General features: G+C 40.5%; 10 protein-coding genes. All 10 read left to right on the top strand.

The features are described 5' to 3' along the window. Positions 1-95 precede the first annotated feature (95 nt). From DW173_RS10495 to DW173_RS10450, 10 genes are read left to right on the top strand one after another with little or no spacing between them, the layout of a single operon-like run. Positions 96-3,347, top strand: coding sequence for a SusC/RagA family TonB-linked outer membrane protein (locus tag DW173_RS10495; RefSeq protein ID WP_120144417.1), 3,252 nt, complete (start codon positions 96-98; stop codon positions 3,345-3,347). A gap of 12 nt (positions 3,348-3,359) precedes the next feature. Beyond that, positions 3,360-5,123 carry a RagB/SusD family nutrient uptake outer membrane protein gene (locus DW173_RS10490; protein ID WP_117809047.1) on the top strand — a complete coding sequence of 588 codons (1,764 nt, stop codon included), beginning with the start codon at positions 3,360-3,362 and terminating at the stop codon, positions 5,121-5,123. Positions 5,124-5,152: 29 nt separating this feature from the next. Then, entirely contained in the window at positions 5,153-6,325 is a 1,173-nt protein-coding gene (locus DW173_RS10485; RefSeq protein ID WP_004298397.1) for a glycan-binding surface protein, read from the top strand. Positions 6,326-6,384: 59 nt separating this feature from the next. Next, positions 6,385-7,470: a glycoside hydrolase family 5 protein gene (locus tag DW173_RS10480; protein ID WP_004298400.1), complete on the top strand. Its 1,086-nt coding sequence runs from the start codon at positions 6,385-6,387 to the stop codon at positions 7,468-7,470. Between the two features lie 18 nt (positions 7,471-7,488). After that, on the top strand, positions 7,489-10,059 hold the full coding sequence (locus tag DW173_RS10475; protein WP_120144416.1) for a glycoside hydrolase family 2 protein: 2,571 nt from the start codon (positions 7,489-7,491) through the stop codon (positions 10,057-10,059). 10 nt (positions 10,060-10,069) lie between these two features. Next, on the top strand, positions 10,070-11,110 hold the full coding sequence (locus DW173_RS10470; protein ID WP_120144415.1) for a glycoside hydrolase family 5 protein: 1,041 nt from the start codon (positions 10,070-10,072) through the stop codon (positions 11,108-11,110). Positions 11,111-11,114: 4 nt separating this feature from the next. After that, the gene (locus DW173_RS10465; protein ID WP_120144414.1) at positions 11,115-12,476 is read left to right on the top strand and encodes a DUF4038 domain-containing protein; all 1,362 of its coding nucleotides are present in this window, start codon (positions 11,115-11,117) and stop codon (positions 12,474-12,476) included. A 26-nt stretch (positions 12,477-12,502) separates the two neighbouring features. Further along, complete coding sequence (locus DW173_RS10460) at positions 12,503-13,672, top strand: glycosidase (protein ID WP_120144413.1); 1,170 nt, start codon at positions 12,503-12,505, stop codon at positions 13,670-13,672. A gap of 10 nt (positions 13,673-13,682) precedes the next feature. Next, positions 13,683-15,077 (top strand): MFS transporter, encoded by a 1,395-nt coding sequence (locus DW173_RS10455; protein ID WP_004302618.1) that lies wholly within the window; start codon positions 13,683-13,685, stop codon positions 15,075-15,077. After that, a complete protein-coding gene (locus DW173_RS10450) occupies positions 15,037-17,769 on the top strand; it encodes an alpha-L-rhamnosidase (RefSeq protein ID WP_120144412.1) in 2,733 nt (910 codons plus the stop codon). The genes DW173_RS10455 and DW173_RS10450 overlap by 41 nt, the downstream gene beginning before the upstream one ends. Position 17,770: the final 1 nt, after the last annotated feature.

The raw sequence follows: 17,770 nt of genomic DNA, 5'->3' as shown, positions 1-17,770 counted from the left end.
ATAACGTCAATAATTTACATTCCTTATTTACTAGCTTTGCATCAATAATAAATGTACGAGATTTTATACTAAAGTTAATTTTAAATTTGATAAAAATGAAAAAGAATCTCTTTTCTTTTCCCCGCTCAAAAGTGCGGATGCTAAAAGGATCAAAAGGAGTCTGGCTCTTTTTGATTATGTTCTGGATGATAAATACAGCTGCATCAGCAGCAGGTATTGAAATTAAAGGTACTGTAACAGACAGTAAAGGTGAACCTCTTCCCGGAGTTAATATTGTTGAGTTAGGAGTTAAAAAAAACAATGGTACCATCAGTGACTTAAATGGTAAATATACTATAACAGTAGAAAGCCAAAAATCTGTTCTTCAGTACACTTTTATCGGTTATAAAACAACAGAAGTCACTGTAGGAAACCGTAAAACAATCAATGTTTCACTCAAAGATGATACTCAATCTTTGGATGAAGTAGTAGTTATCGGCTATGGTACAATGAGGAAAAAAGATTTATCCGGAGCCGTTGCTTCTATTAAAAGTGATGACTTGATGCTTGGTAACCCGACCAGCATCTCCCAAGCCCTACAAGGAAAATTAGCTGGTGTACAAGTAAACCAGAGTGACGGTGCTCCCGGTTCAGGTGTAAGTATCACCATCCGTGGTGCTAACTCATTCTCTACAAATTCACAACCACTTTACATTGTCGACGGTATTCCGTTTGAGGTAGGAGATACTCCAAGCAGTAAAGCCAACGAGGGCAACAACTCCACCACTAATCCTCTGTCATTGATCAACCCTAATGACATCGAATCAATCGACATTTTAAAGGATGCTTCTGCAACAGCCATTTACGGTTCTCGCGGAGCGAATGGTGTCGTATTGATTACCACTAAAAGAGGTCGTGCCGGAGACGCTAAAGTTGAGTTCTCGGCCAATTTCGGACTTTCCAAAATAGCCAAAATGGTTAAAATGCTGGATGCTTACACCTATGCTAATTATGTAAATGAGGGTGTAATCAATGGAGCTGCTTATGACAATCTTCCTTATTCATACCTTCCTTATCGTGGTAAATGGAACTACCGTCGCGACGAGAACGATAAAATCGTTCCCAACTCCGGTAAATACTATGCTTCACCGGAAGATTATCTCAATCCGGGTTATCGCGAAGACGAATACGGCAATAAAGAATGGGTAGAGGGCACCAACTGGATGGACGAGATCTTACAAGATGCATTAACACAAGAATACAATCTTAGTGTATCAGGAGGAAATGAAAAGAGCAACTATGCATTTTCAGGCAACTATACAGACCAGACAGGTATTATCAAGAATTCTGGTTATGAACGCTTTGCTGTTCGTGCCAATATCGGAAGCCATGTGAAACCCTGGTTAAATACGGGACTAAATATCAACTTCACCCGTTCGTTAACTAAGTTTGCCAAGTCAAATTCTTATGATTATAGCATCATCCGTTCTGCCATGCTTTATTTACCAACATTATATGTAGGAGACAAGACAGAAGATGATTCTTATGCATGGTTGTCAGCCAATCCACGTACATACGTTAATACAGCTAAAGATGAGCTAAAATCAATCAACGTATTTACTTCTGCGTTTGCCGAGATTAAAATCCTCGACTGTTTGAAATTCCGTCAGAATCTAGGTATCAGTTATTCAGTAAACGATCGTGCAAGTTACTACAATCGTGAAACAGGAGAAGGTAAAGCATCTAACGGACGTGCTGGTAAGAGTGATAACTTCTGGCAGAACTTAACAGCAGAATCATTGGTTACTTTCGATAAGACATTTAACAAGTTACATCATCTCAATGTAGTAGCTGGTTTCACTTACGAAAAATCGGACTGGGGTGGAAAAACAATGAATGCATCCAACTTTCCGACTGACATCACACAAGACTTCGATATGAGCCAAGCATTAAATATTGAAACACCGGCCAGCTATCGAGGCCAAGCAGTTCTAGTCTCTTTATTAGGACGTGCCAACTACACATTCAAGGATCGTTATATTTTCACAGCATCATTCCGTCGTGACGGTTCAAGTCGTTTCGCTCCGGGAAATAAATTCGCGAACTTCGCTTCAGGAGCAGTAGCATGGACCATATCGGAAGAAGAATTCATCAAAAACCTGAATATATTCAGTAACTTAAAGTTGCGACTCAGCTACGGTCAAACCGGTAATCAAGCTATCAGCAGTTATCAGACTATCGCTTCACTTGCACCATTCAATTATCCTCTGGACGGAACATTAAGCAGCGGATTTGCAGGACAAACTTACAAAGGTCCTTTGAATGATAAACTCAAATGGGAAACAACCGACCAATATAATGTCGGGCTCGACATGGGATTCTGGAATAACAGAATTAGTTTATCCGCTAACTATTATTACAAGAAAACCAATGACCTGCTACAAAATGTATCTATACCGAACAGTACCGGTTATACTACAATGTGGACGAATTTCGGCCATGTAAAAAACAAAGGACTTGAACTAACTGGTAAAATCATTGCATTAGACAAAAAAGACTGGAGCCTAGACTTCGACGGCAACATCTCTTTTAATAAAAATGAAATCGGAGGTTTAACAGCTGACCAATATGCTAACCAATTATGGTATAGTGCCAAAGAAGTATTTCTGCAAAGAAACGGACTACCTATCGGAACAATCTTCGGCTATATAGAAGACGGCTTCTATGATAATATAGCAGAAGTCCGTGCAGATCCAATATATGCTAAAGCATCTGATGATGAGGCTCGCAGAATGATCGGTGAAATCAAATATCTGGACAAAAACAATGACGGAAAAATAACGTCAGAAGACCGCGCCATCATCGGTGATACCAATCCTGATTTTATTTATGGTTTGAACGCCAATTTGCGATGGAAAAATCTGACTTTGGGATTGTTCTTCCAAGGAACTCATGGAAATGATATTTTTAACGGAAACTTGACTAATATCGGAATGAGCAGTATTGCAAACATCACTCAAGATGCTTATGATTCACGCTGGACACCAGAGAATGCAGCTAACGCCAGATGGCCTCGCGTCACTACTGCAATGACTCGTGACATGAAACTCTCCGATCGTTATGTAGAAGATGGTTCTTACTTCAGACTAAAAACAATCAACTTAAACTACAATTTCGGTTCAGTCATAAAAGGTATTAGCAATTTATCTGTTTTCGGTACAGTAACAAACGTATTCACGATTACAGGTTATAGTTGGTTTGATCCGGATGTAAACGCCTTTGGTTCTGACGCTTCTAGAAGAGGAGTTGATATTTTCTCATACCCGAGCAGCAGAACATATTCAATAGGTTTTAAATTAACTTTATAATCTCAAGAAATGATGAAAAAGAAAAATATATTCATATATCTGATGGCATCCAGTCTCCTATTATCCGGAGCAGTAATGACATCATGCGAAAGTATGATCGAAGAAAAGCCTTTCGACTTCATTGTCCCTGAAGATGTTGAGGATTCTGATAATGGTGCCGACATGTGGGTAACAGGAGTATATAATACATTACACGAAGCCATGTTCAGATACGGTAGTTTCCCACGACCGCTGGATTATGACTGTGACTATATTTCCGGTGCAGTATGGCAGTTCAGCCAGTTTGGAAGCGGTAACTTCCAGGGAGGTGACGGACAGGCCGATGTACTTTGGACCGGAATGTACTCGTTGATTAACCGGGCAAATATAGCGGTCTCTGAAATCAATAAGATGCAGAATGTATCGGAAGAATTTAAAAAGAATGCATTAGGAGAATGTTATTTTCTTAAAGCATGGGCATATTTCTACTTGGTACGTGCTTATGGAGCTATCCCTATTTATTCGGTCAGTGTAAACGAATCCGGACAATATACTAACAATCCGCGTATTCCGATTGCACAAGTCTACACGGAAACAATCATACCTTTGCTTAAAGATGCTAAAGATATGATTTATAAAAACACAGATAATGGCTTTAAACCCGGAAGAGTCTGTGCTGCAACTGCAGCAGGTTTGTTAGCCAAAGTATATGCAACTATCGGTTCTGCTTCCATGTCTACCGGAGAACAAATAACAGTAAAAACCGGTGCACCGTTTGTTATGCAGAATGTAAATGGTACTATGACCAAAGTGTATACAGAACCTGTTCCGACAACATTCTCCAAGGATCAAGTTGCCGGTTACGAAAGCTTTTCTTCTCAAGAATATTACAGACTGGCCTACGAAGTTGCGGGAGATGTAATCGAAGGAGAATATGGGACACACAAACTTGAGGACTATGATTTGATTTGGTCTCCTTCCGGCAAAACTTGTAGTGAACACTTATTCGGTTTACAAACTAAATCCGGTGATGAATTATACGGTACACTATTCAGCTCGCACTACTGTGGCAGACTCAATGCAGCAGGAAACATAGACAATAGTTTAACGGTAGGATGTAGAAAACACTGGTATCTATTGTTTGAAGAAAAAGACTACCGCGTGGACAAAGGAGTGTTGCATTGTTGGATACGTCAGAACTCCGATACAAGTTGGGGTGGTGGTTCATACTATCCGAACTTCGGGAAATGGCAACGTATGGTTGAAGCCAAAGAGCCTCCGTTCGATAATCCTAAAGTAACCTCCGGATGGAGATGTGATGAAGCAGGTTCAGAACAGTTCTTTGCTTTCACCACTAAATATTCACAACAAATAGCCGATCAGACTCAACCTCGTACAGATGCCAATTACCCATTTTTACGTTATGCTGATGTTGTTCTAATTTTTGCAGAAGCAGCTAATGAATTAAATGGTCCGACAAAAGAATCGGTAGACGCTTTAAATGATGTCCGCACCCGTAGTAACGCAACAGGTAAAGAACTGGCAAACTTTACAGATAAAACCAGCCTGCGTTCTGCAATCCTTGAAGAACGTGCAATGGAATTAGCCTTGGAAGGCGATCGTCGTTGGGATTTAATACGTTGGGGAATTTATTTGCAGGCAATGAATGCTCTAGGCGGAATGGATGAAGCCAATAACGTAAAACAACGTTCCAGTAAACATCTGCTATTCCCGATTCCGACTCTTGAAATCCTGACGAACCAAGGAATTAATGAGAATAATCCTGGCTGGGATTAATCACTTATAACCATGTAATAAAACAGATTATGAAGAAAATAAAATATTTTGCAATAATCGCAGCATCCATATTTGCTTTAACATCCTGTACGGATATTGTTGAAGTCGACGATCTGAAAGCCAAAGAAAACAAACCGTCAACAGGTGCTCCGACTGTAGACAAAGTTGTTTTGGCAACAGATGCTGAATTTCCCATTGAGGGAGCGAATTTCGAACAAGTAGTACGAATTGAGGGAACAAATCTCGGAGACATCACCTCTCTAAAATTCAATGATATCGAAGTGGACAGCAAGGAGGTATATTCGACCTACGATATGCTTCTCGCACCTATTCCCCGTGCACTTCCTAAAGAAGTGACCAACACGATTTATATTACAACCAAACACGGAGAACTAAGTATTCCTTTTGTTGTTTCCATCCCTGATTTAACAATCAATGGACTCAAGAATGAATTTACCCAACCAGGAGATACGACAGTTATTACAGGTGACAACTTTGACCTTTACGGTATTACAATCGAAGAAGCAATTGTTAATCTAGGTAATTTACCGGTAAATGTAATCGATGCCACTCGTACAGAACTAACAATAGAAATCCCGGCAAATGCCACTCCGAAATCTACCCTTACTATAAAAGGAGCCAATATGGATGAAGCATACAAGCTCACATACATGGATCCGGGAGTATCTCAACTTTTTGATTTCAATAATTGGCCGGGAAGCGGTGCTTTTACACATTCCAGCCAATTCCCTGATGCCCCGAAAAATTTCTTATGTGACGGCACATTAGAAGGACAACCGGAACCATTAGTAGAAGGAGGAAAATATATTCGATTCAATAATTCCGTGAAAGCTTGGGGATGGATGGTTATGTGGGCCGGATATATTACTGTACCAGCAGAAGTAGCCGCAGATCTTTCATCATACGATTTAAGATTTGAAATCTGTACTGGAGCTAAATTCCCGATATCAGCCCAAGCGCGTATCATCTTAGGAGATTATGGATGGTATCCTTCCAAAGGAGGAATTCCGGTCAATACTTATGGCGGATGGCAAACAGTACGGATCAGTGCTGACACAGAATCATTGTTGCCCAGTTCCATCGATCCCAGTACCAACACAGCTTTCAAAATCATATTCTCTCCTGAATCTGCACAGGATTTTGATTTAAGTATGTGTAATTTCAGATTTGTTCATAAGTAAAAATAAAAAAGGGAACGCTTTAATATGGGCGTTCCCTCATAATCAAAAAGATTCGATTTATGCTAAAAGACTTATTTTCATTAGTAACGATTGTAGCACTTCTATTTTCATCTTGTTCCAAATCAGACGAAGAAGAAAATAGTGATGAGCCTCAACCAACCAAACAAACAGCTTATTTTGGAGTTAACCTGTCAGGAGCTGAATTTGGGAATGTGTATCCGGGGGTGGATGGTACCCACTATGGTTATCCCACAGAAAAAGATTTGGATTACTTTAAAGCCAAAGGCCTTTATCTGGTACGTTTTCCTTTTCGTTGGGAACGTATACAACCCACAATGAATGGGGAATTAAATGCAACAGAGCTGGCAAAAATGAAGAAATTCGTCAAAGCCGCTGAAGATAGAAACATACAGATACTTCTGGATATGCATAACTTTGGAAGATATTGTGTATATTGCGACGGTCAAAGTTCACAAAATAATCAATATGCAATCATTGGTAATGCACGATGCACTGTTGACAATTTCTGTGACGTATGGAAGAAACTGGCAAAAGAGTTTAAAGACTATAAAAATATCTGGGGTTACGACATCATGAATGAGCCCTACGAAATGCTGGCATCGACACCATGGGTTAACATAGCCCAAGCCTGCATTAATGCCATCCGCACTATAGATACTAAAACGACCATCATAGTTAGCGGAGACGAATTCAGTTCTGCCAGACGATGGAAAGAATGCAGTGACAATCTGAAAACTCTTACAGATCCAAGTAATAACCTGATATTCCAGGCACATATATATTTCGATTCGGATTCTTCCGGAAACTATAATAAAGGATATGATGAAGATGGTGCAACCGTTCAAACAGGGGTGGCTCGTTTGAAACCTTTTGTTGACTGGCTGAAAGAGAATAATAAACGTGGATTCGTTGGTGAATATGGTATACCTGATACTGACGGCCGTTGGATGGATATTCTTGATGCAGCACTTAAATATCTACAAGAAAATGGAATAAATGGAACTTACTGGTCTGCCGGTCCACGATGGGGTGATTATCCCTTATCTGTCCAACCGACCAATAATTACACACAGGATCGTCCGCAATTAAGCACGCTCCTGAAATATAAAAGTACACAACAATAATCAGAATAAATACTGTCCATGAGAACTCGAATCATCCCTATTATCACTTTACTGCTATCCACTCCAATGGTTATTGCACAAAAATCAATGGATGAGATAGACAGAGAAAGCTTTGCAGCAAAGCTATCTCCAATGGGAGTAAAAGGTATACAGATGACTGAAACAGGAAATATTCCTCTTGTCAGAGATACTCCTGCAAACATCTTTTTGGACGGAACCTGGCAACTGGCAGAAGGAGGAACTGAAAAAGAACGTTTACACACTATCTGGACAGATCAAATACCTGCCCATGTGCCTGGTAGTATTCACACCGCATTAGTAGAAAATGGAATCATACCCGATCCATACATCGGACAGAATGACTCTATTGCAGAAAAACAATCTTACAAGACATGGTGGATGAAGCGGGAGTTCGAACTAGACTCCCCCTCATCTCACTGTATATTATCTTTTGGCGGAATTGCTAACAAATGTACAATATGGCTCAATGGAAAACTTTTAGGAACACACGAAGGTATGTTCGGAGGGCCCGATTTTTCAATAGGTAACCATTTAAAGAATAAAAACACTCTCATAGTAAAACTAGAAGCCATCCCTCAAATGTTTCTGGGCAACTGGCCTCCCAACGCAAATGAAAGTTGGAAATATACAGTTGTATTCAATTGCGTTTATGGATGGCATTATGCACAAATCCCATCATTAGGAATCTGGCGTAGTGTTCAATTAAAAGAACAAGCCGCAGTAGAAATAGAATCACCCTTCATCGCTACTCGTTCGCTCGATGGTCAAATGCGCTTAACTCTTGATCTGCATAAAAAATCATCTCCATTAAAAGGAGTATTATATGCAGAAGTATCTCCCAAGAACTTCAAAGGAATAACACAATATTATCGTTTCGACATAAATAGTCAGAAAAAACAGGAAACTTTATCTTTAGACTTTCAAATCAAAGATCCGCATCTTTGGTGGCCCAATGACAGAGGAGAACAATCACTATACGACCTCAACCTATTCTTCGTTCCACAAAAAGGGAAGACAGCCCATATAAAAACGTCGTTCGGTATACGGACTATTGAGATGAGACCATTAATTGATGGTGCTAAAGAAGATTATTATAACTGGACATTCGTCATCAATGGCAAGCCGATGTTCATAAAAGGAACAGGCTGGTGCACTATGGATGCATTAATGGACTTCTCAAGAAATAAATACGAGCATTTGCTCCAGATAGCCCAAAGCCAGCACATACAAATGTTAAGAGCCTGGGGAGGAGGAATGCCCGAAACCGATGATTTTTACGAATTATGCGATAAATATGGTATTTTAGTCATGCAAGAATGGCCAACGGCCTGGAATAGCCATAACACGCAACCGTACACTATCCTGCAAGAAACAGTGGAAAGAAATACCAAACGATTAAGAAATCACCCTTCTCTTATTATGTGGGGAGCAGGGAATGAATCAGATAAACCATTCGGACCTGCAATTGACATGATGGGACGACTTAGTATAGAACTTGACGGAACACGTCCCTTCCATCGTGGGGAAGCCTGGGGAGGCAGCCTGCACAATTACAACTGCTGGTGGGACGATGCTCATCTTAATCACAATTTGAATATGACCGCTCCTTTTTGGGGAGAATTTGGGATAGCATCATTGCCTCACATCGAGACAGTGCGTAGATATTTGGACGAGGAAAAAGAAGTGTGGCCTCCCCAAAGGAGCGGTAATTTCACGCACCACACTCCTATCTTCGGAACGATGAGAGAAATGGAGAAACTTACTCAATATTCCGGTTATTTTATGCCGAAGGACTCGCTGGCTTCTTTCATACTCGGGTCACAGTTAGCACAAGTAGTAGGAGTGCGCCATACATTAGAACGGGCACGCACATTATGGCCTCATACTACCGGAGCACTTTATTATAAGATGAACGATAACTATCCTGGTGTATCATGGTCATGTGTAGACTATTATGGTATCATAAAACCCGTTCACTATTTTGTGCAAAAGTCTTTTGCCCCGTTAGCAGCAGTCATGCTATTTGACCGCAGCAACCTTGCCAGTCAAGAAGTCAGTCTTCCTGTCTATCTACTTGATGACTGCCAAACATTAGAGAAAGAACCTTATCAAGTCAAAGTGTCTATATACAATGCATTACTAGATACTGTTGCCACCCATACTTTCAACGGTATCGGCGATGATAATGTCGTCAAAAAACTAGGAGAAATAAATCTGAATAGAGAACAAACCAAATCGACCATGCTATTCTTTGTTCTGGACATAATCAAAGATAACAAAAACATATATCGGAATTATTACTTTACCAATTACGAAGTACGTCCGGGCTCCATCGTATCAATGCCCCAAACAGAAATTAAAATGGAACGCACAGGTAATATGGTGACTTTAACAAATACAGGAAAGCACCCTGCTATCGGAGTACACGTAGAAGTACCAGAAAAAATGGACCAACTTATCGTTTCGGAGAACTATATATGGCTTAACCCACAGGAATCAAAAATATTAAAAATAAATTTGGAATCTCCAGTTATTGTAAAAGGCTGGAATCTTCAATCACCCTATTAAACAGAACATTATGAAAAAAGTTTTTATTTCGGCTTTTCTACTACTTAGCCTTCTTACTCTAAATGGATGTAAAAGTAATCAACCTCCGGTAAAAGAGACAGGTGAACCTTACGGAGTAAACTTGGCATGCGCGGACTTCGGTTCATCTTTCCCCGGTGAGTATAATAAAGACTATACCTACCCGACAGATCAAGACCTCGAATATTGGCAAAAGAAAGGGCTGAAACTTATCCGGTTACCATTCAAATGGGAACGGCTACAACTTGACTTAAAAGGACCGCTAAACCAGCATGACCTCAATAAAATGAAAGAATTGGTCAGAGCAGCAGAGAAACGCGATATGGTGGTTATTCTTGACTTACATAATTACTGTCGCCGCTTCATGAACAACGAACATACCCTCATTGGAAACAACGGATTAACAATCGAAGACCTAGCTTCTTTCTGGCAAGCTATCGCTAAAGAATTCTCCACTTTTAAAAACATATATGGTTACGGGCTAATGAACGAACCACATGATCTGGCCCCGGAAACCAAGTGGTTCGACATGGCGCAAGCGTCCATCAATGCCATACGAGAAGTCGACACAAATACGCTTATTATGGTAGGCGGCAACGACTGGTCATCAGCAGAGCGTTGGATCGAGCAGAGTGATACACTCAAATTCTTAAAAGACCCGGCTAATAACCTTGCTTTTGAAGCTCATGTATATTTTGACAAGGATGCATCCGGTACGTACAAATATTCATACGAAGAGGAAGAATGTTATCCGGAGAAAGGAATCGACCGGGTAAAACCATTTGTAGAATGGATTAAACAGAATAAATTCCATGGTTTTATCGGAGAATATGGAATCCCCGACAATGATCCCCGTTGGAATGAAACCCTCGACTTATTCTTGGGATATTTACAAGAAAATGGAATCAATGGTACATATTGGGCTGCGGGTCCGTGGTGGGATACCTATTTCATGGCAATCACCCCCAAAGACGGAAAAGACAGACCGCAAATGCCTATCATTGAGAAATATACAAGTACCTTTAAAAAATAGAATTATGTTCAAACGATTCTCCATCTGCTATATTTTATTCATGTTTTGTATAACTGGAACTTCCGCCCAAGAAGACCGGTGGACAGGAAACGCCACGAATCTATCCAAAGGAAACTTAAGGGTAAATTCTTCAGGACGTTACCTAGAATACAGTAACGGAACTCCTTTTCTCTACATGGGAGATACAGCATGGGAACTCATCAGCCGCTTAAATGACAAAGAGACTGAACTATATTTGGAGAATCGCAGAGAAAAAGGATTTACCGTCATACAAACGGTAATCCTGGATGAATTAGATGATATGGATGTTTCATCTAACGGAGAACCTAAGTTAATTGACGGCAATATTGACAAGCCCGCTCCCGGCTATTTCACTCATGTAGACAAAGTTATTTCTCTGGCAGCAGCCAAAGGTTTATACATAGCTCTACTACCAACCTGGGGAGATAAGGTAGACAAACAATGGGGAAAAGGACCGGAGATTTTTACACCGGAAAATGCATATAGATACGGCAAATGGTTAGGAGAACGTTATATGAACGCACCCAATCTGATATGGATAATAGGAGGTGATCGAAGTGGAGACGGAAAAAACTTTGCCATTTGGAATGCATTAGCAACCGGTATTAAAAGTGTAGACAAAAACCATTTGATGACCTATCATCCTCATGGAGAGCACTCATCCTCGTTCTGGTTTCACAATGCTTCGTGGCTGGATTTTAATATGTGTCAATCCGGACACGCACAACAAGATTTCGCAATCTATCAACGTCTGCTTTTGCCCGATTTAAAAAAGGAACCACACAAGCCATGCATGGACGGAGAACCCCGATATGAAAATATTCCGATCAATTTCAAAAAAGAAAATGGAAGATTTGGAGATGATGATATCCGCCATACACTTTACCAAAGTATGTTCAGCGGAGCTTGTGGATATACATACGGCTGTAATGATATATGGCAGATGTTTGATACCGGACGTGAGCCTAAATGTGACGCCGACACTCCATGGTACCAATCAATGGATAAACAAGGAGCCTGGGATTTAATTCACTTTCGCAGATTATGGGAGAAATTTGATTTTACTCAAGGAAAAAACCTACAAACCATCTTTGGCGATGTACCTTTAGAAAATAAAAACTATCCCGTAGCATTCGGCAACAAAGACTACTTATTAGTATATTTTCCACAAGGTGGAGAGAGAACGATTTATTTGCCTTCAATGAAGGCATCCAAACGGTCTTTAAAGTGGATGAATCCTCGCAATGGAAGAATCACATTCCATCAAAATACAACAGCAGATACCATTCCCGTATCCTCTCCCACAAAGGGAAAAGGAAATGACTGGGTTTTAATTATAGAATAATTAACCGAGAAAAATAACTATAGAATATGAAAAGTAATAGATTAGAAGAGCTAACACAAAATTATGAAGCTCTTATCAACCGAAAAAATGAGATATGTAACAATAGCAACGGTATATATAAACGTTACTACCACCCTGTATTAACAGCAGAACATGCACCACTCATCTGGAAGTATGATTTTGATGAAAAACAAAACCCATTCATGGAAGAAAGAATTGGTATCAACGCTGTAATGAATACGGGAGCCATCAAGATCAATCATAAATACTATCTTGTGGCGCGTGTGGAAGGAGCAGACCGAAAATCATTCTTTGCAGTAGCAGAAAGTAATAGTCCCGTAGACGGATTTCGTTTTTGGGATTATCCGATAGAAATGCCGGAGACAGACATTCCTGATACCAATATGTACGATATGCGCCTGACCGCACATGAAGATGGATGGATTTATGGCATTTTTTGTGCGGAACGCAAAGATACAAACGCTCCAGCCGGTGATTTATCTTCCGCAGTAGCCGTTGCAGGTATTGCACGAACAAAAGACCTAAAAACATGGCAACGCTTGCCGGATCTGAAATCTCCGAGCCAGCAACGTAACGTAGTGCTTCATCCGGAATTTGTGAATGGGAAGTATGCCCTGTATACCCGCCCTCAAGATGGTTTTATTGACGCCGGCAATGGAGAAGGTATCGGATGGGCACTCATCGATGATATCTGTCATGCAGAAATAAAAGAGGAAAAGATCATCAATAAACGGTTTTATCATACGATCAAGGAAGTGAAAAACGGAGAAGGGCCACACCCTATTAAAACCCCACAAGGATGGTTACATCTGGCACATGGTGTAAGAGGATGCGCAGCCGGACTACGCTATGTATTATACTTATATATGACTTCCTTAGAAGATCCGACACAGATTATTGCCGAGCCTGCAGGTTATTTCATGGCCCCCATTGGAGAGGAAAGAATCGGTGATGTATCGAATGTATTATTCTCAAACGGATGGATTGAAGATGATAATGGAAAGGTTTATATCTATTATGCGTCTTCTGACACACGTCTTCATGTAGCTGAATCAACAGTAAGCCAACTTGTAGATTATTGCCTGCACACACCAACTGACGGTTTCCGTTCTATAGAATCTGTGAAGCGGATCATTACTATGGTAAATCATAATAAACAATACCTGAAACAATAAATACATCACCATGGAAAACATAAAACTAAGAGAAAAAATCGGGTATGGATTAGGAGATGCTGCTTCTTCCATGTTTTGGAAGTTATTCACAATGTATCTGCTATTCTTCTACACAGACGTGGTAGGTATCTCTTCGGCTGTGGTAGGGACGATGTTCCTTATCACACGCGTCTGGGATACTTTCCTCGATCCGTTTGTTGGAATATTAGGCGATCGGACAAGCTCACGCTGGGGTAAATTCCGCCCCTACCTACTATGGGTAGCCATACCATTCGGCATCTGTGGTATACTGACCTTCTCCTCTTTTGGAGATAACATGACTACCAAAATAATATTTGCTTATGCCACATACACCCTTATGATGATGGTATATTCATTAATCAATGTTCCATACGCATCTCTATTAGGAGTAATGTCTGCCAATCCGCAAGTACGCACAGAGTTTTCCTCCTACCGCATGACATTTGCTTTTGGAGGAAGTATTCTGGTACTATTCCTCATTGAGCCACTGGTCGATATATTCAGTAAAATGAAGATAACGGAGAATATACCCGATATCGCTTTCGGCTGGCAAATGGCTGCAGTCGTATTTGCGATTATGGCTAGTGGAATGTTCTTATTAACTTTTCTATGGACAAAAGAAAGAGTGCAGCCCATAAAAGAAGAAAAAGGGTCGCTGAAAGAAGATCTGAAAGATCTGGGCAGAAACAAACCCTGGTGGATTCTTTTATGTGCAGGAATCATGGCATTAGTTTTCAATTCTCTTCGTGACGGTTCCGCTGTATTCTATTTCAAATATTATGTAGACAGCTCCGATACATTCTCTTTCTCACTCATGAACAGTGCCATTACTCTAATTACTATCTACTTGGTATTAGGCCAAGCAGCCAATATTCTCGGAATCATGTTTGTGCCATCCTTGACCAAGAGAATCGGTAAAAAGAAAACTTATTTTATGGCAATGGTTGGCGCTACCATTCTAAGCGTTTTATTCTACTTCCTTCCTAAAGATTTTATCTGGGGAATTCTTTGTTTACAGGTCTTAATAAGTATCTGTGCGGGTATTATTTCTCCCTTGTTATGGTCTATGTATGCAGATATATCAGATTACTCCGAATGGAAAACCGGAAGACGTGCAACCGGTCTGATATTTTCTTCTTCGTCCATGTCTCAAAAGTTCGGTTGGACTATTGGAGGTGCTTTGACCGGATGGTTACTAGCTTATTTCGGTTTCAAAGCAAATGTAATTCAATCTGACTTTGCTCAAACCGGCATTTGTATGATGATGAGTATTTTCCCGGCAATTGCCACCATGCTATCAGCATTCTTCATTTCACGTTATCCGTTAAATGAAAAAAGACTCTATGAGATATCAACAGAACTCGAAGAAAGAAGAAAAAAGTAAATTCATCAATAACCAACTAACCAATATGGCACATATTCCAATTCTGTCCTATTTGTATTTACTATTGGGTATAACCCTATTCTCATGTGCACCTCAAAAGTTAAAAACGCCATTTGAACTAAAATGTGAGAATATGCCCGTTCCTGTAGGAGTAGATACTCAAACTCCCAGACTCTCCTGGAAACTTCCGCTACTAGAGGAAGATAGTATCAACAGAGTTGAGATATGGCTATCAACAGACAGTACTCAATTATCAGGCAGACAGTCCGGTTATTGGAACAAATCCATCATAGGAGCTCCCATAAGAGTCTCCTATGATGGACAACCATTAGATTCATATACAACGTATTATTGGAAAATAGGCTATCAAACCTCTTCCAAACAGAAAACTACATTTTCCCCTATATCCTCCTTCACAACAGGATGTTTATCATCCGACAACTGGAAAGGGAAATGGATTACTGACAAACATGACATCACATACCATCCGGCACCCTATTATAGAAAGAGCTTCCAATTAGACAAAACAATCGAGCAAGCCTTACTCACTATTGCATCGGCAGGCCTGCATGAGCTCTCTGTCAACGGGCAACGGGCAGGAAATCATTTCCTAGACCCTATGTATACACATTTCGACAAACGTATACTATCAGTCACTCATGATGTTACGTCATTACTATCTATGGGTGAAAATGTAATAGGAGTACAACTGGGGAACGGCTGGTATAATCATCAATCCACAGCAGTATGGTTTTTCGACAAGGCTTCATGGAGAAACCGCCCTAAATTCACAGCACAACTACATCTGCGTTACACAGATGGAACAACAGAATATCTGGGTACTGACTCAACCTGGCAAACAACTGACAGCCCGGTTATTTTCAACAGCATCTATACAGCCGAGCATTATGATGCACAGAAAGAATTAGCAGGCTGGGACTCCCCCGGATTCAACGCTACCGGATGGTATCATGCACAAGAAACCGAATCGCCTACGGAAACGATCAAATCACAAGTTATGCATCCGATTCGTGAAACAGCCCGCTATACAGCAACTCAATGTAAAAAAATAAATGACAGCTGCTACGTCTATCATTTCCCCAAAAACATTGCAGGTGTCACCGAGCTAAAAGTGAAAGGGAAAAAAGGAACAAAACTGCGCCTGAAACATGGGGAACTTTTAGACAAAAACGGTATGGTAAACATGGCAAATATAGATTATCACTACCGGCCGACAGACGACAGCGATCCTTTTCAAACAGACATCGTCATACTTAGCGGAAAGCAAGATAGATTCATGCCCAAATTCAACTACAAAGGTTTTCAGTTTGTAGAAGTCTCATCATCTGACCCTATTCAATTATCCGACGAAAATCTTATTGCAGTAGAAATGCACAGTGATGTTCCGACCATCGGCTACTGGTCCTCGTCATCCGATCTGCTAAACAAAATATGGGAAGCCACTAACAGTTCCTATTTAGCCAACTTGTTCGGTTACCCGACTGACTGCCCTCAACGGGAAAAAAATGGCTGGACAGGAGACGCACATATTGCCATAGAAACAGGATTATACAATTTTGATGGTATCTCTATATATGAGAAATGGATGAACGACTTTTGTGATGAACAAAAAGACAACGGAGTCCTCCCATGTATCATCCCAACTTCTGTATGGGGCTATGATTGGGCCAACGGGGTCGACTGGACGAGTGCTGTCGCCATTATCCCCTGGGAAATTTATCGATTTTACGGAGATACCACATTACTCCGCCGCATGTACGGACCAATCAAAAAATATGTCTCCTATATAGAATCCATATCAACCAATCATCTTACAGACTGGGGACTGGGCGACTGGGTACCTGTACGCTCAAAAAGCAATATAACCTTGACTTCCTCTATCTATTATTATACGGACGTCTGTATTCTAGCCAAAGCAGCCAGACTTTTCGGATATGCCGAAGATGCCTCCTATTATAACACGCTGGCACAAAAAATAAAAGAGGCTATCAACACCAGTTTTCTCAATAAGGAAACAGGAATATATGCAGAGGGAACACAGACAGAACTTGCCATGCCATTATACTGGGGAATCGTTCCGGAAGAAGATAAAAAGAAAGTTGCTGCCAGACTACATGAATTGGTAGAAAAAGACGATTATCATCTGGACGTCGGTTTATTAGGAAGCAAGGCCCTACTTTCCGCCCTGTCAGATAACGGATATGCGGAAACAGCTTACAAAGTCGCATCACAAGACACCTATCCTTCCTGGGGGTACTGGATCAAACAAGGTGCTACAACTCTACATGAAAATTGGCGGACAGATGTCGTTATCGACAACTCATATAACCATATTATGTTCGGAGAAATAGGAGCATGGCTATACAAAGGACTGGGAGGAATTCAGATAGATGAAAAACATCCCGGATTCAAGCATATTTTGCTAAAACCTTTCTTTCCGGCAGACATGAATGAACTTACCATACGCTATAATACTCCCTATGGCTGGTTAAATATCAACTGGGTTCGTCAAACTAATGACTGCATCCGTTATACAATCGATATTCCGGCAGGCACTTCTGCAACATTTGTTCCTTTTACAATGCCAGAACCCCAAAAATCTATAACTTTACAAGCCGGAAAACATTCACTTGAACTTGATTTTATTCACCAATTAATCAATCAACGATAAC

Source organism: Bacteroides sp. AM16-13 (genome assembly GCF_003602705.1).
In the GTDB taxonomy this organism is placed as follows: Bacteria; Bacteroidota; Bacteroidia; order Bacteroidales; family Bacteroidaceae; genus Bacteroides; species Bacteroides xylanisolvens.
The sequence above is the reverse complement of the archived record's forward strand: the minus strand, read 5'-3'. Positions and strand labels throughout refer to the sequence as shown.